19 protein-coding genes are annotated in these 23721 nt (G+C 60.4%); 6 read left to right on the top strand and 13 right to left on the bottom strand.

Features of this window, described 5'->3' with window-relative positions; genetic code table 11:
* The first annotated feature begins 14 nt into the window (after positions 1-14).
* From AC6I99_RS10290 to AC6I99_RS10280, 3 genes are read left to right on the top strand one after another with little or no spacing between them, the layout of a single operon-like run.
* The gene (locus AC6I99_RS10290) at positions 15-1367 is read left to right on the top strand and encodes an MFS transporter (RefSeq protein ID WP_497945224.1); all 1353 of its coding nucleotides are present in this window, start codon (positions 15-17) and stop codon (positions 1365-1367) included.
* Positions 1364-2215 carry an aspartate/glutamate racemase family protein gene (locus tag AC6I99_RS10285; RefSeq protein WP_309926549.1) on the top strand — a complete coding sequence of 284 codons (852 nt, stop codon included), beginning with the start codon at positions 1364-1366 and terminating at the stop codon, positions 2213-2215. The genes AC6I99_RS10290 and AC6I99_RS10285 overlap by 4 nt, the downstream gene beginning before the upstream one ends.
* Complete coding sequence (locus AC6I99_RS10280) at positions 2212-3210, top strand: zinc-dependent alcohol dehydrogenase family protein (protein ID WP_497945225.1); 999 nt, start codon at positions 2212-2214, stop codon at positions 3208-3210. Before AC6I99_RS10285 ends, AC6I99_RS10280 begins: the two co-directional genes overlap by 4 nt.
* Before the next feature lie 150 nt (positions 3211-3360).
* On the opposite strand, the gene AC6I99_RS10275 is transcribed toward AC6I99_RS10280, so the two are convergent.
* Genes AC6I99_RS10275 through AC6I99_RS10265 form a run of 3 tightly spaced genes read right to left on the bottom strand, consistent with a single transcriptional unit; the run spans position 3361 to position 7242 of the window.
* Positions 3361-4851, bottom strand: coding sequence for a helix-turn-helix domain-containing protein (locus AC6I99_RS10275; RefSeq protein ID WP_497945226.1), 1491 nt, complete (start codon positions 4849-4851; stop codon positions 3361-3363).
* Complete coding sequence (locus AC6I99_RS10270) at positions 4844-5926, bottom strand: DUF917 domain-containing protein (RefSeq protein WP_497945227.1); 1083 nt, start codon at positions 5924-5926, stop codon at positions 4844-4846. Before AC6I99_RS10270 ends, AC6I99_RS10275 begins: the two co-directional genes overlap by 8 nt.
* Positions 5923-7242, bottom strand: coding sequence for a hydantoinase/oxoprolinase N-terminal domain-containing protein (locus tag AC6I99_RS10265; RefSeq protein WP_497945228.1), 1320 nt, complete (start codon positions 7240-7242; stop codon positions 5923-5925). The genes AC6I99_RS10270 and AC6I99_RS10265 overlap by 4 nt, the downstream gene beginning before the upstream one ends.
* A gap of 422 nt (positions 7243-7664) precedes the next feature.
* Here AC6I99_RS10265 and AC6I99_RS10260 point away from each other — a divergent pair, with 422 nt between their 5' ends.
* On the top strand, positions 7665-8444 hold the full coding sequence (locus AC6I99_RS10260) for an isocitrate lyase/PEP mutase family protein (RefSeq protein WP_497945229.1): 780 nt from the start codon (positions 7665-7667) through the stop codon (positions 8442-8444).
* Positions 8445-8655: 211 nt separating this feature from the next.
* On the opposite strand, the gene AC6I99_RS10255 is transcribed toward AC6I99_RS10260, so the two are convergent.
* Positions 8656-9225 (bottom strand): hypothetical protein, encoded by a 570-nt coding sequence (locus tag AC6I99_RS10255; protein WP_497945230.1) that lies wholly within the window; start codon positions 9223-9225, stop codon positions 8656-8658.
* Between the two features lie 744 nt (positions 9226-9969).
* Positions 9970-10443, bottom strand: a complete 474-nt coding sequence (locus tag AC6I99_RS10250; RefSeq protein WP_497945231.1) for a hypothetical protein — start codon at positions 10441-10443, stop codon at positions 9970-9972.
* Positions 10444-11926: 1483 nt separating this feature from the next.
* On the opposite strand from AC6I99_RS10250, the gene AC6I99_RS10245 reads away from it, so the two are divergent.
* Positions 11927-12064, top strand: coding sequence for a hypothetical protein (locus AC6I99_RS10245; protein ID WP_217376615.1), 138 nt, complete (start codon positions 11927-11929; stop codon positions 12062-12064).
* A 225-nt stretch (positions 12065-12289) separates the two neighbouring features.
* On the opposite strand, the gene AC6I99_RS10240 is transcribed toward AC6I99_RS10245, so the two are convergent.
* The 7 genes from AC6I99_RS10240 to AC6I99_RS10210 all read right to left on the bottom strand — a co-directional run bounded on the left by AC6I99_RS10240 (position 12290) and on the right by AC6I99_RS10210 (position 20634).
* Positions 12290-13498, bottom strand: a complete 1209-nt coding sequence (locus AC6I99_RS10240) for a cytochrome P450 (protein ID WP_217376616.1) — start codon at positions 13496-13498, stop codon at positions 12290-12292.
* A gap of 29 nt (positions 13499-13527) precedes the next feature.
* Positions 13528-14499, bottom strand: coding sequence for a PDR/VanB family oxidoreductase (locus AC6I99_RS10235; protein ID WP_497945232.1), 972 nt, complete (start codon positions 14497-14499; stop codon positions 13528-13530).
* A 99-nt stretch (positions 14500-14598) separates the two neighbouring features.
* The gene (locus tag AC6I99_RS10230) at positions 14599-15363 is read right to left on the bottom strand and encodes an IclR family transcriptional regulator (protein WP_217376617.1); all 765 of its coding nucleotides are present in this window, start codon (positions 15361-15363) and stop codon (positions 14599-14601) included.
* A gap of 29 nt (positions 15364-15392) precedes the next feature.
* A complete protein-coding gene (locus AC6I99_RS10225) occupies positions 15393-16259 on the bottom strand; it encodes an ATP-binding cassette domain-containing protein (RefSeq protein ID WP_497945233.1) in 867 nt (288 codons plus the stop codon).
* Entirely contained in the window at positions 16256-18085 is a 1830-nt protein-coding gene (locus AC6I99_RS10220; RefSeq protein ID WP_497960963.1) for a dipeptide/oligopeptide/nickel ABC transporter permease/ATP-binding protein, read from the bottom strand. The genes AC6I99_RS10225 and AC6I99_RS10220 overlap by 4 nt, the downstream gene beginning before the upstream one ends.
* A complete protein-coding gene (locus AC6I99_RS10215) occupies positions 18082-19023 on the bottom strand; it encodes an ABC transporter permease (RefSeq protein WP_497945235.1) in 942 nt (313 codons plus the stop codon). The genes AC6I99_RS10220 and AC6I99_RS10215 overlap by 4 nt, the downstream gene beginning before the upstream one ends.
* A 60-nt stretch (positions 19024-19083) precedes the next feature.
* The gene (locus AC6I99_RS10210) at positions 19084-20634 is read right to left on the bottom strand and encodes an ABC transporter substrate-binding protein (protein ID WP_497945236.1); all 1551 of its coding nucleotides are present in this window, start codon (positions 20632-20634) and stop codon (positions 19084-19086) included.
* A gap of 310 nt (positions 20635-20944) precedes the next feature.
* Here AC6I99_RS10210 and AC6I99_RS10205 point away from each other — a divergent pair, with 310 nt between their 5' ends.
* The gene (locus tag AC6I99_RS10205) at positions 20945-21892 is read left to right on the top strand and encodes a LysR family transcriptional regulator (RefSeq protein WP_217376621.1); all 948 of its coding nucleotides are present in this window, start codon (positions 20945-20947) and stop codon (positions 21890-21892) included.
* 32 nt (positions 21893-21924) lie between these two features.
* Here the strand turns inward: AC6I99_RS10205 and uidA are convergent, their stop codons facing one another.
* On the bottom strand, positions 21925-23700 hold the full coding sequence (gene uidA / locus AC6I99_RS10200) for a beta-glucuronidase (protein WP_497945237.1): 1776 nt from the start codon (positions 23698-23700) through the stop codon (positions 21925-21927).
* Positions 23701-23721: the final 21 nt, after the last annotated feature.

Raw genomic sequence — 23721 nt, 5'->3', positions numbered from 1 at the left:
TCGGAGGTCACGACATGTCCAATATCGACCCACTCGTTTCAGGGCCAGTGCCCGGGACTGCGAGTCCACCTCTCTCCATGGCCGTGGGGCACGCGTTCCGCGACATGCCTTTCGGGTTCATTCACGTCAAGATCTGTGCGGTCCTCTTCGTTGCTTTCGCAATCGAAGCCTGGGAAATGCTCATGCTCACCTACGTTGCCAGTGATCTGGCTACGAGCCTGCAGGTCGGAATGACGCAGGTAGGAATCGCCATTTCGGCGCTGTTCCTTGGCATGATTCCCGGGTCACTCGTTTGGGGACCCATCTCTGACCGGATCGGCAGGAAGGCCACCTGTGCGTGGAGCTTCTTCGGTTATGGCGTCTTTACGCTCCTGAGCTGCTTCGCGCCGAACTTTGAGGTCCTCTCGGTGGCTCGCTTCCTCTCCGGGCTTTTGTTCTCCGGCGTCTTCACGGTGACTTTCCCCTATTTTGAAGAACTGCTCCCTGTGAAGGTCCGCGGAAAGGCCACTGTATATCTGGCTGCAGGGTGGCCGATTGGCATCCTTGCCGCCCTCGGCACCGCTGCCCTGATCGGAGGGCACGGCTGGCGCTGGGTTATTGCTGTCAGCGCGCTTGCCAGCCTATGGGGCATCGTTCTATACAAGGTCGTACCGGAATCCCCCTACTGGCTCGCGAGGCGGGGCCGGAATGAAGAGGCACACGCTGTCCTCGAGCGTCTGGGTGCACGCGGCATCTCCCGGAGCGCCATATTGACGGTCTCGGACGGCAAAAAGCTGTCCTTCTGGAACCTCTTCAAGGGGAGGATGGGCCGGATCACGGTTATTCAGGTCCTCATCAACTTCACCTTCTCCTGGGGCTACTGGGGACTTCAATCGTGGATGCCCACGTTGCTTGAAGGGCGAGGACTGAGCGCCTCATCAAGCTTTGGCTTCATCGCCCTGAGCGCGGTGCTCATGATCCCCGGCTATATGTCGGCCTCCTACCTCACTGGACGTTTCGGGCGCAAGTGGATCTTCACGATCTACGTCCTCGCCGCAGCAGCCGGGGGATTCTTCTTCGGGACAGCCTCCACAGAGACCGAGATGTATGTAGGCATGTTCTCCCTGGCTTTCTTCGCCCTGGGAGCCTGGGGTGTCTGGGACACGTGGATGGGTGAGCTCTACCCCTCAGCGCTTCGTGGCTCAGGCTACGGGTCCGGGCTTTTCGGTCAGCGCGTCGCAAATACGGTCGCGCCGAGTCTTGTCGGGCTCCTCCTGGCCTCAGCCACCGAAACTACTTCGACAATCCTCTTTATCAACATGTTCTTGTTTGCCACGGTCATCCTCGGCCTGTTCTTGCCCGAAACCGAAGGAAGTGAATTGGAATGATCAGCCCAAGCGAAAGTCTCGACGTTCTCCCGGAAAATACCCGGATCCTGTGGATCAACCCGCTGTTCACCGATCTTTACAACCGCGCAATGGCGGACTCCTTCCGCCAGATTGTCCGTCCGGGCACCGAAGTTGATGTCGTCTCACTTGATGGCGTAGGCCCCTCCCACGTTGAGTACAACGCCTTCGAGGCACTCATGCTTCCGCAACTGCTGCGCACGGTGCGCTGGGCGGAAGAAGAAGGCTATGACGCCGCCGTCATCGGTTGTTTCTACGACCCGGCGCTGCGGGCCGCACGCGAAATCACCGATCGTATGGTGGTTGTGGGCCCGGCGCATTCGGCGCTGAGCCTCGCCGGCAGCCTGGGCGAGCGATTCTCCATTCTCGTTGGACGGAAAAAGTGGATTCCCGAGATGGCCGAGAACGTCCACCGTTGCGGCGCGTCAGACCGTCTTGCCTCGTGGCGCGTGCTCGAGATGGGCGTCGACGACTTCCAGGCGGACCCGGCTCTCACGGAGAAGCGGATCATGACCGAAGCCCGCAAGGCCGTGGAGGAAGACGGAGCAGACGTCGTCATCCTCGGGTGCACGGCCGAATTCGGATTCTTCCAAACGGTTCAAGAGGAAATTGGCGTACCTGTGATCGACGCGACTGTGGCCCCGCTCAAACACGCTGAGCAGCTCGTGGACTCGGCCCGCCGTTTCGGTTGGACGCACAGCAAGCGCTTGGGCTACGACGGGCCGACCGCCCAAGAACGTGCGCAGTTTTTCCCGGCCCTCAAGCCAAAGCACATGGTGTCAATGACTTCGGCCCCTGTGTTGACTGAACTCTCTATGGTCCGGCCATGAGCAGGCCGGAATCCGCGGTTGTCTTCCGCGAACTGGGAGGCCCTGAAGTGCTGAGCGTCGAAGATGCTTCGCCACGTCCGGTCGCCGACAACGATGTCCGCATCGACGTCGCAGCATTTGCACTCAACCGGGCAGATCTGATGTTCATCCACGGGGAGCACTACACCATACCGGCGTTCCCCTCGCGCATCGGTTCCGAGGCAGTGGGAACGGTGACCGAGATCGGCAAGAACATCACGGCCTTCAACATCGGCGACCGCGTGACGAGTATTCCCTTCTACACCACGACTGACGGCGTGCAGGGAACGACAGCCGTCCTTCCGGGAGACTACCTAACGCTTGCTCCACCCGAGCTTTCGGATGCCGAGGCCTGCTCTGTTTGGATGCAATATCTGACGTCCTATTTCGCCTTCGCAGAGGTAGCCAATCTCGGATCCGATGACACCGTGCTCGTCACGGCCGCCACCAGTTCGGCCGGGCTTGGCGCCATCGAGGTAGCGCGCGCACTGGGGGCGAGGGTGATCGCGACGACACGGACGGAGAAGAAGCGGTCGCTCCTCCTCGAAGCAGGCGCAAGCGAAGTTGCCCTTGTGGGAGTCGACGATGTCGGCGAGGTCATTGACCGCACCACCGACGGCAAAGGCGTGCGGGTCGCTTTCGATCCTATAGGAGGAGAGTCCCTCGGCACCTACGTCCATCACCTGGCACCCAACGCAGTGATTTTCGGGTACGGAACTCTGAGCGATCAGCAGCCCGTCATCCCCATGGCAGCAATGTGCAGGACTCAATCGGTGTTCCATCCCTACTCAATGTTCAACCATGTCGGACGGGCCGATGAACGGCAGAGAGGCGTCGACTTCATCCTCGAGCGGATTGGCTCCGGCGGGCTGCGGCCCAGGGTAGACAGGGTCTTTGCTTTCGACCAGGTGCTCGACGCCTACCGCTACATGGAGTCGAACGAACAGTCAGGGAAGATTGTTGTCCAGATAGGTTAGCCCTGCGGTCCCTGGATACCGTGTCCACAGAACAGTTGTCCATAGAACAGTTGTCCCTGGAACAGTTCGAAAGGACACGGACCAGGGACCGTTCCCGGGCATGGACCGCGGTCACGGATTGCTGGCGGAACGGTATGCCCGCGTGCTCGCCTAGTCTTGCAAAGAGCGCTGCAGCACTTTGGCAATGAGGTGGACGGACAGCAACTCGGACGGGATATCCAGCCGGACACCGAGTTCCCGTGCCCGATTAAGCCGGGCCTGCAGGGTGTTCCGGTGCAAATTGAGGGACTTCGCTGCGAGGCTCACTGAGCTGCGGTGATCCAGGAAGGCGGCCACCGCGGTAATAATCACGTCGCGGTCAGGAGATGCCATCAGGCGCGGCAGTGTTAGTTCGGCCACGAGCGCGACGGCGTCCATGTCCACGAAGCTGGTGGCCGCCGCCACCCCGAGTCTGGCGAGGCCTAGAACCGTACCCGGTCCCATCGACCGGGACGATTCAGCCGCCAGCCGGCCCTCACGCACGATCAACGCCAGCGCCGGGCCATCCTCCTGCCACCGGGACAGTCCGGCCACCAAGCCAAGCTCGGCAAGGGCCGGTCCCAGACGTGTCCTGATTCGGGTTTCGAGCTGCGTCGAGGCGTCCTGGTCCCCAGCGGGTACGAGCGTCAGCCAACCACCTTGAACCTCGGCCAAGGGACTGCGTGCTGTGACCTTGCGCCAGAGCAGGCGCAGCACAGCCGTCAGTTCGGGCCGATGGTCTTGCACCCGCCCGCCTCGGAACCACACAGCCACGTAATGCTCCCCTTCGCGCCAGCCCAGCTGGTTCAGCAGATGTCGGTGTTTCTCCTCGAATTCCGCCCCTGACGCATCAAGGTCCCGATCCAATTCCGCGAGCGCCGCTGTGGGAATGGCACGGGCAGAGCTGTGGAGGTCTTCCAACAACCAGGCGGCCTTCACCGCCGGGGTGGCTACCTCAAGGATTGAGCGCACCAGCCGCAGGTTGTGGACCCCGGATGTGGGCACGATTGCCGTCAGGGTGAAGCGGAGGGCACTATTGGCCTCGCCGACTTCTACGGTGATGACTTCGTCAGTCTCCCGTGGAGGTATTCCGGCGGAGGCCAGCACCACGCCGTCGTACCCCAGCAAAACTCCCACCCCGTCCAGTTCCCTGGAAATGGTCTTGAGAACGTCACCGAGGGTGGTGTCCTTTGTGACCGCCCGGGCTACCCGGGCCAGTTCCGCATCGACCACCGACAGGGCAGCTCCGATCTCGGCCGACAGAGCCAACGCCAATGCCGCTGGGTCCCCGTCAGCGGCCAGGAGGGTGGTGCCCAATCGCTCCGCCAGTCCGACCGCTCCGCTTGCATAGGTAGTGCCGGCCACGACGACGGCGCTGGCCCGCCGCTCCCAAGCGTGTCGCAGTGCCGCGGAAACCAGCCAGCCACCTGATCCCATCTCTGGTGAGAGGACGACCACAGTGTTGGGACGCACCTGTCGGATTTCCTCAAGCTGGGAGACCAGAACTACGCTCTCTACCAACCCGCTCGATGGAGTGAGATACAGAGGCGTTGTGCCACGGAGTGAGCCGTGCGCCAACAGCCCGGCGAGATCGAGCCGGGTTTCATTTTTCGACCTACGCATGTCGCCGCCTTGGGTGCGCTATCGGGATGCCGAAGGCCTTGGGCTCAGTGAGATCAAGCCCCGCCTCGGTGTACCACTGTGTCGCTGCCGTAATCTTCATGATGTCCATGACGTCGCCCACCTGGACGTCGTCGATGTTGACCACCGTGCCCTGCTCGGAATTGAGCAGGGTCACCATGTCCGGGACGGCTGCTGTTACTTCGCCATCCACGAGGACCAGCAGGATCTCATTCTGGATTTCGAGACGAACGATGCGCCCCGTGGTCTCGTCCTCGAGCGTTACGCTGGACGGTTGCGCCGGCAGGCCGAGGTCCGTTGGCCGCGAGAGGCTTTCGATGTGGCTCACGCGGGCCCGGGCGATGCGCGTGGTGCCGAGGAGCTCGGCGAGCATCAACAGCTTTCTCTCCACTGGGGTGTTCGCGTCGAGGATTTGCCCGATCCGGATCATCCGGCTGATGGAACCGTGGACGCCGTGTTCCTTCAGCTGTCGCGCTGAACACGGGTACATGGCGGTGGCTGCCCAGCCGCCCAGTTCGGTCACCAGTGCACGCACCAGCGTTTCGGCCCTCTGAGGGCTTTCCACCTCGACCACCGCCCGTTCCCCGGTTACCCCCTTGAGTGCGATGGGGCCTATCGCCACGTTTCCAATATTCAGCGTCGTTTGGCTGATCAAGGGGAAAACACGGCCCATGGGGTCGGAATCGATGACGGGCAGCCCGGACTGCAGTCCAACCATGAGGGGGACGATTCCGTTGATATTGGCGGCGGCAAGTGAATAGACCGCCCGCACCGAGCGCCCGAGATTGGCCTCGATGGCACGGATACAGCCAAGGAACTCATCTCCCACCGGAGGCATATCGGCAATGAAAAGGCCCTGCGTGACCATTCCGACCGCCACCACCAGGTCGTCGGGAGCAAGCTCGTCAACGGTGATGAGTTCCAAAGACCGGCCCTCCATCGCCCGCTGGATCATTTCTGCGTAGATGTAGATGGCCGTCGGGTCGATGGTGCAGGTCAGGAAGTGCGCCCCTGTGCGGAGGTTCCGGACGTCTTCGGTAGTGAGTACGGTGCTCATAAGGTTGCTCCAGGGGCAGATGTTGGTAGCGTGTGTTCCTCGTGGACGTACGTTTCTCCTGCCGCTTGGACCCGTATGCGAACGATACCCGGGTTGCCATAGGGCATGGCATAGACGTTCGATTCAATGATGCGGGTCTGCCCGGGGCTGGCGCCCAACTGGACCGCCGCTGAGTAGGCGTCCTCTTCGGCGAGGTTCTGTACGCGTTGCAGGTCATCCCGGCCGCGGACGGTCTCGAGCCTGTCGATCCACGCCGTCAGCGGCGCCCCGGCAGACCCTACCAGCGCGGCGTCCTGCGACGCCGGCAGAGTCGCCACCAGCCCGAACGGAAGCGCAGTCTCCTGATGCTCGCGGAGATCGGCAATCACGGAGGGGATGTCCGTGCGAACGGGATGGTGGACAGTGTAAGGCTCAAGTATGGCCGCATTGCTGGCGATGCTCGCGTCGAATCCTTGGCGGATGAGGCTTCTGGCCGCAGGCAAGCCTCCCCGGGTGTGGCCCACGGCGGCTCCGGCCTCCATGCAGAGAATGACTTCCCCATCGGGGATTCCCGCCAACGTGGCCGCGCCAAGGATCGCCATCGCGGACTCCGCGTACAACCCGTGCACAGGAGCCAACGCCAAGCGTGACAAAGGCGCCCGACCGCCGTCGTTCTTTCCAAACGACAAGAGGGTGGCCGGGAACTGGCGCCGGCCTGCCTCCTCAAGCAGGACAGCCAACTCTTCCCCCGTCTCCATCAGGGCACTGTTAAGGATGGCAGTGTAGTCGCGGTCCCGGAAAACGCTGGAATAGAAGTCGCTGGAAATACTGATACGCATGTCCCGGTCGTTGCTGAGGATGGCATCTGCAATGCGCGTTTCATGCGCCTTTGACGCCGTCGAACCGACGGAAGTGATCGCCACGTTCCGTACGCCACTGGAGAGGATGCCAGGGAGATCAGCCAGGAACGCCTCCAGGTCCAACCGGGCCAGAGGCCGTCCCCGTAGGTCATGCCCCCCGCTGACGTGCACGGTGCGGGTCACCGCCGGCTCAATAAGGGGTGGCAGCACGGTCATATGGAAGCGGTCCGCGGGAGGCCGGGGCGAAATACGGATGGCGACGACGCGGGCCAGCTTCCGCTCCGCCAGAACCCGTCCGACGTCGGCAGTGATCTCCGTGATGCTTGACGCGAACTCCCGACGGAGAGCGGACAGGGACGATTCCAGTGCTTCGGGCAAGCTGTCGGCGTGCACCTCCCGGGCGGCGGAAACTACAGTCCGCCCATCCAGCACAACGGTCCGGCAGCTGGTTCCCTGAAGCCGCAGTCCCACTCTCATTGTTCAGATCCCTGCCTGGCGTCTACCGACATTGAGTACCTGCCGACGGGTGGATATCTTCCATCCACATAGAGTCCACCACTAGTCGTCCTCTAATACTCCCCCAAATCACTGGAGAACAATCTTTGTTCAGAGACCGAGGGGAGCTGGATCAGGACACCACCGAACTTTAGCGCCTCAGGAGTCCCTCCATCTGTTCTCCGATGCGCACTCCATCCCTGTCCATCCAGTAGCGTCGAAGGATCCTATGGCTGACGCACGTGTCCATGATCTGCACCCCAGGTGCTCTAACACTCCCGACCGCAAGCCACGGCTGATCCGGATGAAGTCATCGACGTCGGCTCTAAAGCCCGCATGGAAAGGCGCCTTGCGTCTAGGCTGACTTAGGCGAGTGATCCCAACCATGACGACGGAGGACGACCATGACCGAATCAAATATCCATGCCCGGGCCGAGAAATTGAAGGCTCTGCATGAGGCACCGGAAATCCTGCGCGTGGTCAACGTGTGGGACGCCATCAGCGCTTCGACCGTTGCAGCTCTTCCTGAGACGAAAGCCATTGCCACCGCCGGGCACTCGATTGCGGCGGCGTATGGCTACGCCGATGGAAGCATGCCCCTGGATGTCGCGCTGGATGGCGTGAAGAGGATTGTCAACGCGGTTGAACTTCCGGTCACGGCAGACCTCGACGACGGCTATGAAGACCCAGCCGAAACCATCCGCCGGGCGATTGGCATCGGCGTCGTGGGCGCCAATGTCGAAGACCGCCTGCGTCCTTTCGATGAAGCCGCCGCCCGCGTGAAGGCGATCGTCGACGCCGCCAACGGCGAGGGCATCGCGTTCCAGCTGAACGCACGCACCGACGCCATTGCGAAGGGCGGCGACCGCCCGATCAAGGACAGAATTGAGGACGCCATTGCCCGTGGTCGCGCCTTCCTGGATACAGGAGCAGCGTTGGTATTCGTCCCTGGCGCCCTGACACGCGACGTTATCGAGCCGCTCGTCGCAGGCCTCGGACACGGCAAATTGTCTGTGATCGGCGCCCCCGGAGCGCTTCCTGCAGCCGAGCTCCAGAAACTCGGCGTTGCGCGTGTTTCCTACGGTCCCTTTACCCAGCGGGTCGCCTTGCGCGCCCTCCAGGATCTCGCAGCCGATCTGTACGGTTCCGGCGTCATCCCCAAGGACACCCCGGCCCTGAACTAAACCAAGGAAACCGGTCCGGCATCACCGGCGGGGCCGGTCATGAGCCGGATCGCGTGTCGTAGGCTACTCGGGTGGCTGCCGATGATGCACCGGATGAATCATTGATTCAGATCCTGGCCTTGACCCGGCATGTTTACATCACGTGGCATCGCGAAGTGCCAATAAACCCTGCGGCCACAACTGGACTGCTGGAACGCGGGTCGAGCCCAGGCTAGGGTGCGGCGAGAACTTCAATGATCGCGAGCTCCCACTGGTCGGATGTTGGGGACGTGTCATTGATCGTCACGGGCGTTCCGGTTGTCGGTGTGGTGGAGTTCTGTCGTTGGACCCAGTACGTGTCTCCCGCAGGCGCGAGGAACTGGTCGACGAGGGTCTGATTCGACCCTGGCGTATGGGATATCGGGTTGGACCAGTCCGTGCCGACGCCCCAGAGCCAGGAACCGGCCCTCGTGGTGGTGAGGGTGGCCGTTGGCGCGCCCGAGGAGGCGTTCGCACCCAGTGTTGCACCTGTCGTGATGTCTGCCCCGCGGAAGGCGACAACCGTCATGGCGGCATGCCAACTGCCCGAGGCTTGTGTGGCGGTGATGGTCGCATTCGAAAGCGGGCCGGGGGCGACCGCTTGCCAGATCTCGGCGGTGCCAGGTTGCGTGTTGGTTCTTTGTCGGAGCGTCCAGCTGAGCCCTGCGCCGGAAACGGCCGCAATCCGGGCTGAATTGGCGGAGTTCGGTCCATCCGAACTGATGAAGGCAAGGATAAGTTCGTTGGAGGCGGTGGTTGTCACCCCGGTTGTGCTGATCGTCGTCGTGCTGGTTCCTTGGTGAGCGGAGACGAGGGCTCCTGACTCTTGATGAATGCGTAGAGAACATCCATCGCAGGAGGGCTACGAGCCCTTCAGCTTTCAAGACACAGAATCCGTTTCACCACGAACCACGGAGAGCCGGCAAACGTCGGCGTAATGGTCCGTGCCCGCCGCCGGTACCGTGGGCTGTCGCAGTAGGCCCTGCCGACAGCGCAGGGGTTTCCCGGAGATTCCTCATCGATCTCGAAGCCGGCCACGAACGCGCCGAACTCCGCAAGACCCTGGCCATCCTCACGGCCTCGGTCTGTCGCGGCGACGGTCGCCAACGAACCACCGAGAGCCGGACATGCTCGACGATCTGCACGCCTGGTGCCCCAAGGCCATACGGCCCTACCTGATGAACGTCGCACCAGCGACAACAGAACAAATTCCACTCGTGCGTGAAAACCCGCCAGCCAGTCGGCAGCCCAGAGTCTCGACGCGCCACGAGTCCAGGACCACCTGCAGTCCAGTCAGGTGGGGCACTTTGCATAGCGCCACAGGTTGACCAAAGGGTCGGCAAGGCTAGAAGGCGTTAGATTTCCCTCGGGTGAAGCTAGACGTACCGGTATACCCGGATTGGTCCCATAGACATTGAAAGGGCCGAATGTCTTGAATCTAGTCTGCGATTCGCCGGCCTTCTGATACTTCAGTTGAAGAGAAAACTGCCAATTCTCTTGGCAAGCATCATTCCTTACTTTGAATGTCGCTGCTGCATCCTTTGTTACCGAAAAACGGTTCGAATGCGCCCCCTTGAAAAGCCGCGAAGCTCGTATCCTGACTCGATGGGCGAACTGATGGTTTATCGATACGCGCCGTCAGGAAAACACTTTTGTCGCCCAGACTGCCACATCCACCATAAGACTTTACGTAAATCCACTGCGGAGGGTTCTCAAGCTTTTTACGGTCAATAACCGTTAGAGACAACACCGTGAATGACGATGAGTCCGCAGCTGACAGGTTGAGCTGCAGAAATCCAGACTCCCATAACCCAGCTCGCACTGGAGCCTGGGCCGTAGACAAAGAGGTCACTTCGGACAGATCGACTTTATCCTCGGCGGCTGGGAGCGGGGACATCATAGCTAATGATTGCAGACCGCAGCCATAATTCGAATTACCCCAGTCTTCCACTACAGCTATATCGGAGGCTTCTGCCTCCATCCTCTGATAAATGATCGGCGTAGCGACACCAGCGACAGCCGCAAGGCAAGCCGCCGCGGCAATAAACAGTGTACGCCGCTGGAATTTGCGAGACTCTTCGCGAACACGACGCTCACCGCGGCAAATTGCTCATGGAAGATGGTATCCCCTTCCGCGAACTCGCGGGCAGGCACGTGAGAAATCGGGCATTTATGAAGCATAGACCGGGACTGCAAATGAGTCGCGGCCATTAGCGCCGGTCTATGGTGGCCTGAAACGGAAAGGCGTCTTTCCCAGCAAAGGATAGGCTCGCCGCGACCAGGTTCTCGTAACTGTTGGCCGCTTTATCCGTTCCGTCACTGCACTGTTGCACACAACATTCCACCTGCATACGCCATTGCGCTACCTGACTGGCCAACCTGTAGGTCGATCTGTCGCGGGACTAAGTTCGCAAGCGGGAACGGCCGAGATTGGCATCGTGCTTGAACCTGGTTTCTCGCCCTGCGATCGTGCAGACTTGCAAGAACCGCTAGTCTCAACTCGCTCTGATACACAGGGCATCGTGGGAATACCCGCGTAACGCGGGAACCATCCCGGCAAGCAGCGATACCCCGGGCAGCCGCACGTCTCCAAAGGCAGGATCCGTTGGGTGGAGGCACGCATCGAACGTTTTGGGCTGCGACAGACGGCACTATCCGGAACCACCGTCGGGCATTTCCTAGTGGTGGAAGGTCGGCAACCGTAGCTCGCCAGAATCGTCACCAGCGGCACGGCCGGCGCCGAAGTCTACGGGGAGTCCATCTCTTCAGAAGCAGCCGAAGCCTTCGGCAGCCAAACCCCCGTCCTGCGCGTTGTCCTGCTCGGGCCAGGGAACGAACGCAGCCATGCACTGGCCTTCGTGTCCACCAATCCCAGACGCCCAGGTTGTGCACATTGTGCAGAACCTGCTTTTGGTTCAGCAGCCACGCGTGGACACTGTCCACACCCCTTTGTGCTGACATTTGGCCCTCAGCAGTCCCTTCCCGGCAACAGGAAGACGGAGACGGGGAGCAATTTCCTCAAGAGATTTCCTTCTAGTCATGTCCTTCCACAACGCCGGGACATGAATAAGTGAGGCCAACAACGGCCACCAACAAGGGTCAGAAAGGAGGCCCAATCACCCCACACCCCATCAGGCGGAGGGTCAACCAGCCACGACCCTGAACCCGCTCCCCCACAACCAAACAGGCGACCCGCGGCGCCAGGCACACCCCGCGGCCAGTGTCACAGGGACCTGACCAACCAGAATGTACACACGTTAAAGCAAAAACCCCCTCTGACGAGGGGGTATGCCGTGCCCGAGGTGGGACTCGAACGCGATTCCCGCCCTTGCCATTGCTGGGAAGTCGCGGAAACATGCCGAATCCGGGCCAATCCGGCGGCTGTACGGGCCAGTCCGAGGCGGAAAGTGTGGACAATGTCCACGCCTTTTCCTGACCGCCCACCAACTCTGGAGGCGAAGAACTTGCCCACCGCAAAGAATGTCCTGAGGCTCATCGCCTACCACCAGTTCACGCACATCAGCGACCGGCTCGTGGTCGATGTCCCCGGCATCGACCGATCACGCGAACACATCGCCCCATCAGCTCGCCTTCGACGCTGACCCCGGCTACCGCTTTGCACGCTCACCGACAGCTTGCTCGGCACCGGCATCATCCCAGACTGGAACATTGACAAAACCCGTCTACCGAACCCGCCTCGACATGCCCTGGGAAGGGCCGGGGCCGACCAAATTCCGGCGAACTCACGACAGTAAGGTGCCTTTGGGACGGAATCTGCCGGGTTCTGTAGTTTCCGGGGCCCTTTTTATGGGGGCCCGATTGTTCCTTTAGGCAAGTTGCACGCGGAGGGGCAAAGATTCCCAAGCCCGCAGCGTGTTGTTGTGGTGCCGACGCGTAGGACCCATGATCTCTATGGACCGAATGCGCTTGGCCAAAACATTCAGGATGGTTGAAGCCTCTAACCGTGCAATGTGCTGACCCACGCATTGGTGGATGCCGAATCCGAAGCCCACATGCCCGGACGGGTCCCGGTTCAGGTCAAAGAGATCGGGGTTCACCCAACGGCGAGGATCGCGATTAGCTGACCCCAGAAACATGAGGATCTTTTGCCCCTCTGGAATGAGTGTGGTCCCCACTTGGACGTCTCGGGTGGCGGTACGGAAAAACGTCTGCACGGGCGACTCCCAGCGTACTGCTTCGTCGAAAGCCACACGCGCGAGGGCCGGTTCCTGCCGCAGTCGTCGCCATTGGTCCGGGTTGGTGGCGAAGGCGTATAACACAGCGGCCAGACCGTTGACGGTCGTATCGACACCTGCAGTGAGCAACGATCGGACAATCAGGGGTGCCTGTGCCTCGGTGATGTCTCCCCGGTCGGCGGCAGCCCAAATTTGAGAACCAAAACCGTCCTCAGACAGCTCATTGCGGGAACATTTGGCGGCGATTGAGGCTGACAGTTCGGCAACCCGCTGTGCACCCTTTTCGACGAGCTCGTTAGGTGGCCCGAACGCGTTGAAGACATGGTCGCCATAGGGAAGGAGGTCTTCGCGGCCCTCTTGGGGTATGCCGACGGCATCGGGAAAAACCCTCAACGGGAACGCGGCAGCCAAGTCAGCGACACCATCGAATTCAGGACCGTTCGCCAGCAGGGTATCGACCAATTCAGTCGCGTCTGCTGCCCAAGACTCGGTCAGACGGCGAATCTCGCGGGGACCGAGAATTTTAGTAAGGATGGCGCGGGGCGCATCGTGGTGGGGTGGGTCAGCCTCAAGAAGGAGGCTAGGTTGTCGCCACGGCTTCTCGTAGCGGAAATTGCTCAGCCCAACACCAGCGGCAGATTGAAAGGTCTGCCAGTTGGTCAGGGCGGCCTGGACCTCGGCGTAACGTCCCATCGCATAGACGTCGTATTTCTCCAGGTACACCACAGGCCCGCGCTCGCGCAGGTCTGCTTGGAATGGCAGGGGGTCCTCGAGCACGTCGTAGCTGAATGGGTCAGCGGAGCTGACCGGCCTAGTTGCGGTAATAGGTTGTGTTGTCATCTTTAGTTCCTTCTCAGGATCCGGTCCGGTCACAGGTCAAGGACGAGGAGGTTGCTGCATGAGCGTGAAACGCATGGGAACATGCAGTGGCCGGCAGCACGGTCAGCGTCTCCAAGAATGGAATCCCGGTGGTCAGGCTCACCCTTTAAGACGGTGACCTCACACGTGCCGCACGTGCCCTGACGGCAGGACGTAAGAATGTTGATTCCTGCGTCTTGAAGAGCATCGACAATGCTCATGTTCGGAGGAACAGTGATTGACAACCCGGCCGCGGCGAGCTCTACGTCAAAGGCCGTGTCCAGCGCCGGGGCGCCCTGGGCCTTTGCAGCGAAGTGTTCGAGGCGAAGCGATCCCATTGGCCAGTTAGCGCAGCGTTGCTCTACGGCTGCCAGTAGTCGCTGTGGTCCGCAGACGTAGGCTTTCGTACCTTTGCGGTGGTCACCGATGAGTTCATCCAAGTGACAGGGACCGCTTTCGTCCTTGGGAAAGACCAGAACCCGGTCACCATAGGCAGCCAGTTCATCAATGAACGCCATAGTTCCACGTGACCTGCCCAGGTACAGCAGCTTCCACTCAGCCCCAAGCATGTCTGCCTGCTTAATCATCGGAAGGAGCGGGGTGATGCCAATACCTCCCGCAATGAACAGGTACTCTTCCGACGGCGCGAGGTGGAAATTGTTGCGTGGGCCGCCAAGCTCGACCATGGCCCCTTCAGTCAACTCCTCGTGAATGAAGGCCGAGCCGCCGCGCCCGGTCCGTTCATGGTGCACGGCGATGCGGTAGTTATAGGGATCCCAACGGTCTCCGCAGAGCGAATATTGTCGGTTCACTCCTGTCGGTAGGACTACGTCCACATGCGCACCCGGGGTCCAGTCAGGCAACCTGCGCCCATCTGGATGGGTCAGAGTCAGGGCAACCACATCGGTTGAAACCCTGACCTTCGATGTCACTGTCAGCTTGATCTGTGACTGGCTGGCAATAACGTCTGTTCCTTCGAACACGTCGGCTCCCTTGCTCAGATTGTTCTATGCCAAGCCTCACTCATGGGCGACTGTCCCGGAAAGGCGATTCTCAATCAGTGAGAACGAACCTTCGTGGAGCTACAAAGTTGGGGATGCCGGGTACCTCATGGCGCGGGAAACGGCTGCTGAAGCCGCTTGGAGGATGACTATGTGGGAACGGGCGGATATTTCATTCGGCACTACGATTGCCAGGGCAGCCGCTACGTCCCCTGTTGCGTCTCTCACGGGCACGGCAATTCCGGCCGCGTCAGGATGCAGGTGGCCGGGCAGAAATGCATATCCGAGCCGGCGAACCTCGGCCAGCGATGTCCGAAGCTCCGAGGGGGTGTTGATGGTATTCTCCGTGAATACCTCCAGCGGCTGCCTCAGTATTCGCTCTTGCTGCGCTAGTGGGGCATACGCCAGGAGCAGCAGACCTGCAGATGAAGCATGGAGGGGAAGCCTTCCCGCTACCTTGGTGAAGTTGATGACGGCCCCTGGAGCGGTGAGACGCTCGACAAAAAGCACGTCGTCTCCTTCCATGACGCCCAGCTGAATGTGCTGGCCCACAATCGCGTGGAGATCCTCCATGACTGGCATGGCCGCTTCCCGGAGACTAAGCGTGGGCGAGGCCCGTGAAGCCATCTCCCACATCCGAACCCCGATCTGGACTTTCCGCCTTTCGTCTCGTTCAAGCCACCCAAGTGTGCAAAGCTCTTCCACTAGACGCGACGCTGTGGCAACGTGCAATGCGGACCGTCGAGCGAGCTCTGTTATAGACAACGTGGTCTCGCCTGGTCCGAAGGCCTCTAAGAGACGAATGGCCCGCGATAGAACGGACTCCCCTCCCTGAGTACGTGGCATTCTATTGCTCCCGATAGGCGTAGGTGCCGTTACAAGCGCCAGGATGTGCTGCCGGCGTTTAGCTCGTGCCAAGCAGCCCTGCGCACTGCCTGCTCGTCCGGGTCGGACAAAGGTGACGCGAGGAGCAGTCGTTGTGTGTACGGGTGCTGCGGATCGACCGTAACCTGCTCGGCGTCGCCCTCTTCCACAATGTTTCCCCGATACAGCACAGAAACTCGATCACTGACATATCTCACGACGTCGAGGTCGTGAGAAATGAACAGGTAGGCCACGCCGGTGTCTTGTTGGATTTCGGCGAAGAGATCAAGGACGCGCGCCTGCGTTGTAAGATCCAATGCACTGACCGGTTCGTCGCAGATAATCAACTTCGGTTTGGGCGCCAGAGCCCTGGCGATGGCAATCCTTTGACGCTGGCCGCCACTGAACTCCCGCGGCAGCCGGTCCATAGCGTCTGACGGCAAGTGGACTCTGTCGAGCAGGGTGCCGACCCTCTTGCGGGCGTCCTGTCCAGACGTGCCTGAAACCAACAATGGTTCGGACAACGTGTCACCGATTGTCCTTGCCGGGTTCAAGGAGCTGTACGGATCTTGGAATACGACTTGCAGCTCCTTGCTCACGGCACGCCGCTCACGCTGCTTCAGGTGGGTGATGTCACGGCCCTCCAGGTGGATGCGTCCTCCTGCTGCGGGTACGAGGCCAAGGATCGCCCGGCCTATGGTTGACTTGCCGGAACCGGACTCCCCCACGAGTCCGAGGGTCTCTCCGAACCCGAGGTGGAGTGAAACGCCGTGGAGGACCTGGAACGGCCGGGCGAGCCTCCGCTTCGGACGAAACTGTACTTTCAAGTCCTGGACTTCAAGGAGTCGGTCCGGGCCGCTTTCTGCCATCGTGCTCATCGTTCCTCCGTCGTTAGCGCTGGACGGGCTGTTTTGCGGGACTCGGCGTTTTTGACCATAGAGCCCAACAGCTTTTGGGTGTACTCATGGGTAGGCTGACGAATGATGTCCCGCACGGGGCCCTGTTCAACCACCGCGCCGGACTGCATGACTACTACCCGATCGCAGAGATCAGCCACCACTCCAAAGTTGTGGGTGATCAGTAGGACACCGAGCCCCAAACGTTGCTGCAGATCGCGCAGGACATCAAGTACTTCAGCCTGGACGGTGACATCGAGAGCTGTAGTGGGTTCATCGGCAACCAGCAGGTCCGGTTCGCAGCTGATGGCGCCGGCAATGAGAACCCGCTGGGCCATGCCGCCGGATATTTCATGCGGGTATGCGCGCATCGTACGGTCAGGGTCGGGAATTCCGACGCTAGCAAGTAGATCCTTGGCACGTTTTGTGGCCTCGTGCTTGGAGATGCCCAAGACCTCACGCATGGGGCTGGTGAGCTGGAATCCGATGGTGAATGCTGAGTCGAGGTTGCTCATGGGCTCTTGCGGGATGTAGCCGATTCGCTTGCCGCGGATGCCACTGTAGTGCTGTTGCCGGATTTTCGCATCTCCGGGTTTAACCAACCAGCGGTCATCGAAGGAGACGGAACCGCCGGTCACGATGGCCGCACCGGAAAGCAGCCCAAGCGCGGTAAAGGCTGATTGACTCTTGCCGGAGCCGGATTCACCTACGAGACCTACAACTTCACCGCGATCTACGGTGAAAGAGACATCTTTGACGACGGTCCGCAGCTCAGAAGGACCGGTTGGATAGGCGATGCTTAGCTTTCGGACATCCAGTAGATGTGCTGCTTCCGGTCGCTTCGGCGCGGTCTGTCCTTCGTTCATGTGCTCATGGTCGTCGTTGAAAGCCGGTGCCGCAGCCTTGGCCGTTCGTACCGGACGCTTACCTTTGACCTTTTCTGCGTCCTCAAGGGCGTCGCGAAGAGCATTGCCCAACAGGACGAAGGCAGCGGTTACGAGACCGATGGCGAGGGCCGGCCATAGAAGGCCAAGCGGGGTTTGGTATACGGTGACGAAGCCGTCACTCACCATCCCGCCCCACGTGACAGTGTTCGGGTCCCCCAGACCAAGGAAATCAAGTCCGGCCTGGACCGAGATTGCGATACCGCCCACGTTGGCCGTTTGGATAATCAGCGGCGCCCGGACAACAAGGAGTACGTGGCGTGCCATGATTCGGGCGTTGCTGAGACCGGCGACCCTGGCCGCGTCGACGTAGAGTTCGTTTCGGACCGACTGAACCGTGGAACGTGTCAGACGGAAGTACGAAGGGCTCACCATGATGCCCAAAGCAATCATAGCGATTACCAAGGACGGGCCGACGGCGGCGCGCACAGTCAGCAGAACGATGATCCCCGGCAGGGCCATCAGGACGTTGGCCACCCAGTTGGCCACGTCGTCGAGGAATCGCCCGTAGTATCCAGCCAGCAAGCCTGTGGGCACGCCAATCAGGAGGGCCGTCACCGTCACGATAATTACGCCTAGCAGGGTTGTCTGACTTCCCCAAAGCAGTCGGCTGTAGATATCGCGTCCGGCGCTATCGGTGCCGAGCAGGTTGGGGCCCCCGGGCGCGGCGAGGGAATTGCCGAGGTCTGCGTATTCGGGAGGGAATGGGGCTATTAGGGGTGCGAGGGCTGCTGCTGCTACGAGAGTGAGCAGCACGACGATGGAAAAAAGAGCGAATGAATTGCGGAGCAGGCGGCGCAGGGGGTGACTTCGCAAGGCGGCCGGAGCGACCGGCGCTGCGGTGGAGGAACTGACTTCGGTCATGACACACGCACCTTGGGGTTCAGCCAGCCGTTGACGAGGTCGACGATGAGATTGACGATGATGACGATAATGATGGTGTAGACGACCACGCCCATGACCAGGGGAATGTCGCCCGTGGAGGTTGCAGACACCGCGAGTGTTCCCATGCCGGGCAGCGCAAACATCTGTTCGATGATGACGACGCCGCCGAGCATTCCAACAAACTGCAGGCCAAGCAACGTCAAGGATGGTGGCGCCGCACTGCGAAGAACGTGACGGTACAGAATCACGTTTTCCCTCACTCCACGGCTGCGCAGGGTCCGCACGTAGTCCATCTCAAGCTGCTGGATGATGGCGCTGCGCAGTTGCTGTGTCATCGCGGTGATGGAACCGATGGTTAGGGCGAGCACGGGCAGGGTAAGGCTGGTTATCCATGGGGAAAGGCCGCCGCCTGGGTAGATCGTGCTGATCGCCGGGAACCAACCGAGTTGGATGGCGAAGAAGGTGACCAAGAAAAGCCCTATCAGGAAGTTGGGCAGTGCCGTTCCGATGACGCCTACGACTTGGATGGCACGGTCCGTCCATCCGCGCCGGACGGCGGAAACGACGGCAAGAATGACAGATATGACGACGGTCAATACGGTGGCAGCAATGACCATCGTCAGTGTGATGGGCAGGCGGTTGAGGATCGCTTCGAAGACCGGCTCGCCGTTGTACCAAGACTTACCGAAGTCTCCGTTGAGGGCACCAACCCACCACAGGCCCAGACGGGTCAGGAGAGGTTGGTTCAGGCCAAGTTCGGCTTCTTTAGCGGCGATCTGATCTTGGGTCGCATCGGTGCCGAGGATGTTCTGGGCGACTGTGCCACCGGAAAAGAACAGCAATATGTAAGTGAGGCAACAGACCACGACCAGTATGACGAGGCTCGACGCGAGTCGCCGGGTGATGAAGGCGAACACGGCCGCCCTCCTTCCGTTGGGGTTTTGGCGGGAAGGAGCGCGGCCCCTTCCCGCCGGTGTTTACTTCTTGGCGGGCAGGTAGTTATAGATGGACGGGCTGTTCTGGAATGCTTGCGGCAGCACGTCAACGACCTGCGGGTTGAAAGCCAATGGGCTGCCGACCCGGTACCACGGTGCGAACCAGGCGTTGTCCACGAGGTAGCGGTTCAGTTCCTGCCCGGCGTTCTCAGCATCGCCTGCGTTTCGGGTTTCCTCCAGGAGCTTGTTGAGCTCAGGGTTTTCCGACTTGAAGGCGTTGTAGGGCGCATCGGGGGACACTACTCGCTGAATCATTGTCCAGGTGGGACCTTGGCTGATGACCGACCATGGCATCGCGTACTGACCACCTGAAATCGAAGACTGGAACTCCTGTGGCGGAATGGACACGCGTTCTACGGTGATGCCTATCTCGCCGAGGGCCTGGACGATGAAGGGAGCTGCGAACTCCGATGGTTTGGCGAAAGCGATCTTTACCTTGAAACCGTCTGCGTAACCGGCGTCGGCCATCAACTTCCGGGCTTTTTCAACATCGTGCGGATAGGCGTTGTCGAGATCCTTCACGTACGCTGAGCTCTCTGGAGCGAACATCTGGCTTGTGACCTCACCACGTCCCAGCACCGCTTCCTTGAGCATGAGCTCACGATCGAAGGCATAGTTGATTGCCTGCCGGACGCGGACGTCTTTCAACCCGGGTGCTACCTTGCCATCTCTGTCCAACAGCAGCATGCCTTGGACAGAGGACGTCCAGTCGGTCACCTTGGCGCCGGTCTTTTCAGCTTGTGCGATCTGCGGGGGCTGGACATTCGCAACGTCTACTTGCTTGGCGGTGAGGGCATTCAAGCGCGCTGCCGGGTCGCTAAGCAGACGGAAAGTCATCATGTTCCAGTGCTGCAGCTCGGGCTTCCAGTAGCCATCACGGGCTTTGAAAATGTACTGGTTGCCGCGGACTGAGCCAGGGTCCAGAACATAAGGTCCGCTGCCGACCGGCTTTGTTTCCGCTGAGCCGTCTTTAAGGCTCGCGGGACTCGCTTGGAGGCCTGCCGCCTGACTGAGGTTGATCTCGAGCGCGGGATTCGGCCTGTCCAGCTTGATTCGGACCGTCTTGGCATCGACGACCTCTGTACCGGTAACGCCGTCGATCTGGTTGACCTGCGGCCCCTTGCCCTCACGGAAGTGGTCAAGGTTCGCCTTTGCAGCTTCGGCGTCGAACTTCGTCCCGTCGCTGAAGGTTACGTCGTCCCGGAGTTTGAGTTCGAGGACTGTCCGCTTGTCATCGGTGTAGCGCCACTCGGTGGCCAGTGCGGGGACGAGCTTCCCTTCGGTATCGACTCCGATGAGTGTGTCATAGACGCCACGGGCGAGCTCGAGTTGGGTTGCCACTCCTGCCTTGCCCGGATCCCATGACGGAATGTCATTGAGCATTGCGATCCGTATGTGATCGCCCTTTTGATCCCCGCCGGGGACCTGGGCGTTTCCTGTACCGGTGGTGCCGCCGCTGCCTCCGCAGGCGGTCAGCAGAGCGGTAGCCAGGGCGACGGCTGCGATGCCGGCTCCGCGCCTTCTTGACTTCATTTTTGGGCCTTCCTCATTGACTGCCGTGGTTGCCTAAAGGGCCAACCGATCTCGTTTTGGAATGTGCAGGGTGGGTGTCTGACCAGCCGCCTCAAAGGCGTTGGGGTTTCCTTGTTTGGCGGGTCTAGCCAGCATGAATCACTTTCATTACTACTGTGAGGCAGCTCATGTATCCGTGAAAGGGCCAATTCGGGATAGCTACTATTACCTATACTAATTTCACAGACAGGCACACGGGCGTGTAGCGGTCCCGCGAGGGCTCGCATTTGTACAGGTCCCCATATATAACGGCTCAAGGAGAAACCAAACCGTGAAGGGTATCGACCTAAACCTGGTTCCGTTGCTGCAGGTGCTCCTTGAGGTCCGGAATGTCTCGCGGGCGGCCGAGCAGCTTCAGATCAGCCAGCCCGCAGCCAGCACCGCTCTCGCCCGCCTGCGCCGACACTTCGATGATGAACTGCTGCTGCGGGTCGGGCGGAAATACGAACTGACGCCTTTTGCCCAGTCGCTTGTCCCGCTCGTTGACGAAGCAATGCAACAGATCCGGCTGATGGCCGGCGCGCGGTCACACTTTGACCCCACTACCACAGAGCGGGCGTTCAGGATCGTAGCTTCCGGGTATGCTGCTGCTCTCCTGATCGGCCCGATTAGGCGCATTCTTCGGGAAGAGGCACCGCGGGCGTCAGTCGAATTCGTTCCGCTGGGGTCCATAAAGCCTGAATTGGCCGAGTTCTCGCGGTTCGACTTGCTCGTCGCTCCAGCTGACTACGGCATGCCCGGATCCAGCCGGCATTTGTTCAGGGACAGCTTCGTGGCGATAGTTTCCGCCGATAACCCGATCTTGGAACGCGACTTCAACCTGGCTGAACTCGCCGGCATGCCCCACGTCGTCGCACGGATCGCCGACGTCATACGGACGCCCGCTGACATGCTGTTTGAACAATACGGCCTCAAACGCAACGTGGTGACCTCCGCGGCCGGGTTCAACTCGATGCCCCTGCTGGTGCAAGGCACGGACCTCGTAGCCCTCGTCCCGCGCATGCTGGCCATCAAGGCACAAAGCTCGGGCATCCGGATGCTGGATCTGCCCTTGGAAGACGAGGTGTATCTGGTCGAGTCATTGTTCTGGCATCCCGCCCAGACCAATGACCCGGCCAGCACCTGGTTACGCTCAGTTGTGCAACGCTCAGCAGCCCGTCTTTCGGATCTCTTCACGGACGACGTCGAAGAGCGGCTCCCGGCCGACCGGCACCAGTAAGGACGCCGCGCCGGCTGGCAGCAGGGTTGTTGCTAGTTCGAAGACCACCGCTTACGAAGGATGTGGGCCGCGGCCTTTGGCCGGCGGTCCCGGGTGAATACGCCCTTCTTGTTGCCGTCGACACGGATGACTCCGGTGGCTGTCTGGAAGTCTGCGAAGTTCCAGACGTGTTCTCCAACCACCGCTTCAATCCTGTCGAAGACCCGGTGGTACATCTCCAGGAACGCCGCCTGAAATTCTTCGCTCCAGGGCGTTTCATAAAGTGAGTGCAAGCCAGCTATCGTGTCGGCGCCGTATTCGGTGATAATTATCGGCTTGCCGTGCTTCGCTTCCCACTCCAGGAGCTCCTTTTCCAGGGCAGTTTCCGCGCTGCTCAGGTCTCCATGGTGGTGATACCAGCCGTAGTAGCGATTGATCATGACGACATCAAAGAGATCTGTGATCGTGTCCTTCTCAGGAGTATCGAAGCCCACATTGACATAGCCAACAGGCCTGGTGGCATCGAGCTTGCGTGTCAGCGCGGCCAAAGGTTCGAAGTACGGTCGGGCGCCTTCGTCCGAGGCGTTCGGCTCGTTAGCAATGCACCACATGACTACCGATGGGTGGTTCTTATCACGCGCTACGAGTTCTGCGATCGCTTGCCGATGGCTGGCTGCGGTGTCCTCGTTGACATAATCGTCGGAATAGGTGGACTTGGGCCCGGCTCCAAAGCCAAAGACCGTGTTGAGCCCGACGGCGCCTGTCTCATCAATCACGACGATGCCGTGGCGGTCGGCGTATTCCAAAACCTCTTCAGCGTAGGGGTAGTGCGTGGTGCGGAAAGAGTTGGCGCCAGTCCAGTCCAGCAACTGGAAGTCGTTCACCATAAGCGCTTGGTTGTGGCCCTTGCCAATTCCCGCGTGGTCCTCGTGCATGCCGAAGCCCTTGAAATAGAACGGTTGTCCGTTGATAAGGAATTGTTTGCCACGGATCTCGACGGTGCGAACACCAAATGACTGCCTGTAAGAGTCGACAAGCTCACCGTTCTGGTGAACTTCGGCAACAAGGCTGTAAAGGTAGCCGGCGCCGGGCTGCCAGAGGCTGACATCTGCCACACGGAGCACTCCTTCCCGGCCTTCACTTTCAGCCACTTGGCGGCCCTCGGCATCGAGAACTCGTACAGTGACGGTTTCCTCACCTCGCGCTCCGGCTACGTCGATGCTGTAGCTGACGTTTCCTACAGTCCCCGTGTAGTCGGTCGTCACGGTGACGTCCTCCACCCGGGCAACCGGTGTGCTGTAGAGCCAGATGCTGCGATGGAGGCCGGCATAATTGTAGAAATCATGCATGTACTGTTGCTGCCGGCGCCCGTCCTTTGTGACAGTGATGACTCCCGGTGGAATCGAAGCCTGGGTCAGTTCATTGTTGACCGCTATTGTGAGCCGGAACGTACCCCCTGCGGTGACGTGATCGGTGATGTCCGACGCGAACGGGGTATAGCCCCCTTGATGCTCCGCTACCAGGACCTCGTTGACGAAGACTTTGCCTTCATGCGTCGCCGAGTCCAGGCGTACGTGGATCCTTTGACCAGCCCACCCGCGTGGCACCTGCACATCGCGCTGGTACCACACGTAGCCCACATGGTCCCTTATCGCCTTATCAGGGAAAAGATCGTTATAGCTCGAGGGGACGGCTACTTCCATCTCAGTCCTTAGCGGACCTGCCTGCCATTTTTCTGCTAGTCCCGAGCGTTCAAAATCGACTTTGAACCTGTACAGGCCATCAAGATTGACGAGTTCCCGGGTCGGGCTGTTCTGTGGTTTCAACATGGTTCTACCTCTTGGTTCGAG

It is taken from the genome of Arthrobacter sp. TmtSoilC77 (assembly GCF_059739415.1).
Note: the sequence above shows the minus strand (reverse complement) of the source record. Positions and strands in the feature narration are given on the sequence as shown.

Excerpts from the sequence above, each read along its gene's own strand:
- AC6I99_RS10290 (WP_497945224.1), top strand. The coding sequence starts at position 15 with ATGTCCAATATCGACCCACTCGTTTCAGGGCCAGTGCCCGGGACTGCG.
- AC6I99_RS10285 (WP_309926549.1), top strand. The coding sequence starts at position 1,364 with ATGATCAGCCCAAGCGAAAGTCTCGACGTTCTCCCGGAAAATACCCGG.
- AC6I99_RS10280 (WP_497945225.1), top strand. The coding sequence starts at position 2,212 with ATGAGCAGGCCGGAATCCGCGGTTGTCTTCCGCGAACTGGGAGGCCCT.
- AC6I99_RS10275 (WP_497945226.1), bottom strand. The coding sequence starts at position 4,851 with ATGCGTAGGTCGAAAAATGAAACCCGGCTCGATCTCGCCGGGCTGTTG.
- AC6I99_RS10270 (WP_497945227.1), bottom strand. The coding sequence starts at position 5,926 with ATGAGCACCGTACTCACTACCGAAGACGTCCGGAACCTCCGCACAGGG.
- AC6I99_RS10265 (WP_497945228.1), bottom strand. The coding sequence starts at position 7,242 with ATGAGAGTGGGACTGCGGCTTCAGGGAACCAGCTGCCGGACCGTTGTG.
- AC6I99_RS10260 (WP_497945229.1), top strand. The coding sequence starts at position 7,665 with ATGACCGAATCAAATATCCATGCCCGGGCCGAGAAATTGAAGGCTCTG.
- AC6I99_RS10250 (WP_497945231.1), bottom strand. The coding sequence starts at position 10,443 with ATGGAGGCAGAAGCCTCCGATATAGCTGTAGTGGAAGACTGGGGTAAT.
- AC6I99_RS10240 (WP_217376616.1), bottom strand. The coding sequence starts at position 13,498 with ATGACAACACAACCTATTACCGCAACTAGGCCGGTCAGCTCCGCTGAC.
- AC6I99_RS10230 (WP_217376617.1), bottom strand. The coding sequence starts at position 15,363 with ATGCCACGTACTCAGGGAGGGGAGTCCGTTCTATCGCGGGCCATTCGT.
- AC6I99_RS10225 (WP_497945233.1), bottom strand. The coding sequence starts at position 16,259 with ATGAGCACGATGGCAGAAAGCGGCCCGGACCGACTCCTTGAAGTCCAG.
- AC6I99_RS10220 (WP_497960963.1), bottom strand. The coding sequence starts at position 18,085 with ATGACCGAAGTCAGTTCCTCCACCGCAGCGCCGGTCGCTCCGGCCGCC.
- AC6I99_RS10210 (WP_497945236.1), bottom strand. The coding sequence starts at position 20,634 with ATGAAGTCAAGAAGGCGCGGAGCCGGCATCGCAGCCGTCGCCCTGGCT.
- uidA (WP_497945237.1), bottom strand. The coding sequence starts at position 23,700 with ATGTTGAAACCACAGAACAGCCCGACCCGGGAACTCGTCAATCTTGAT.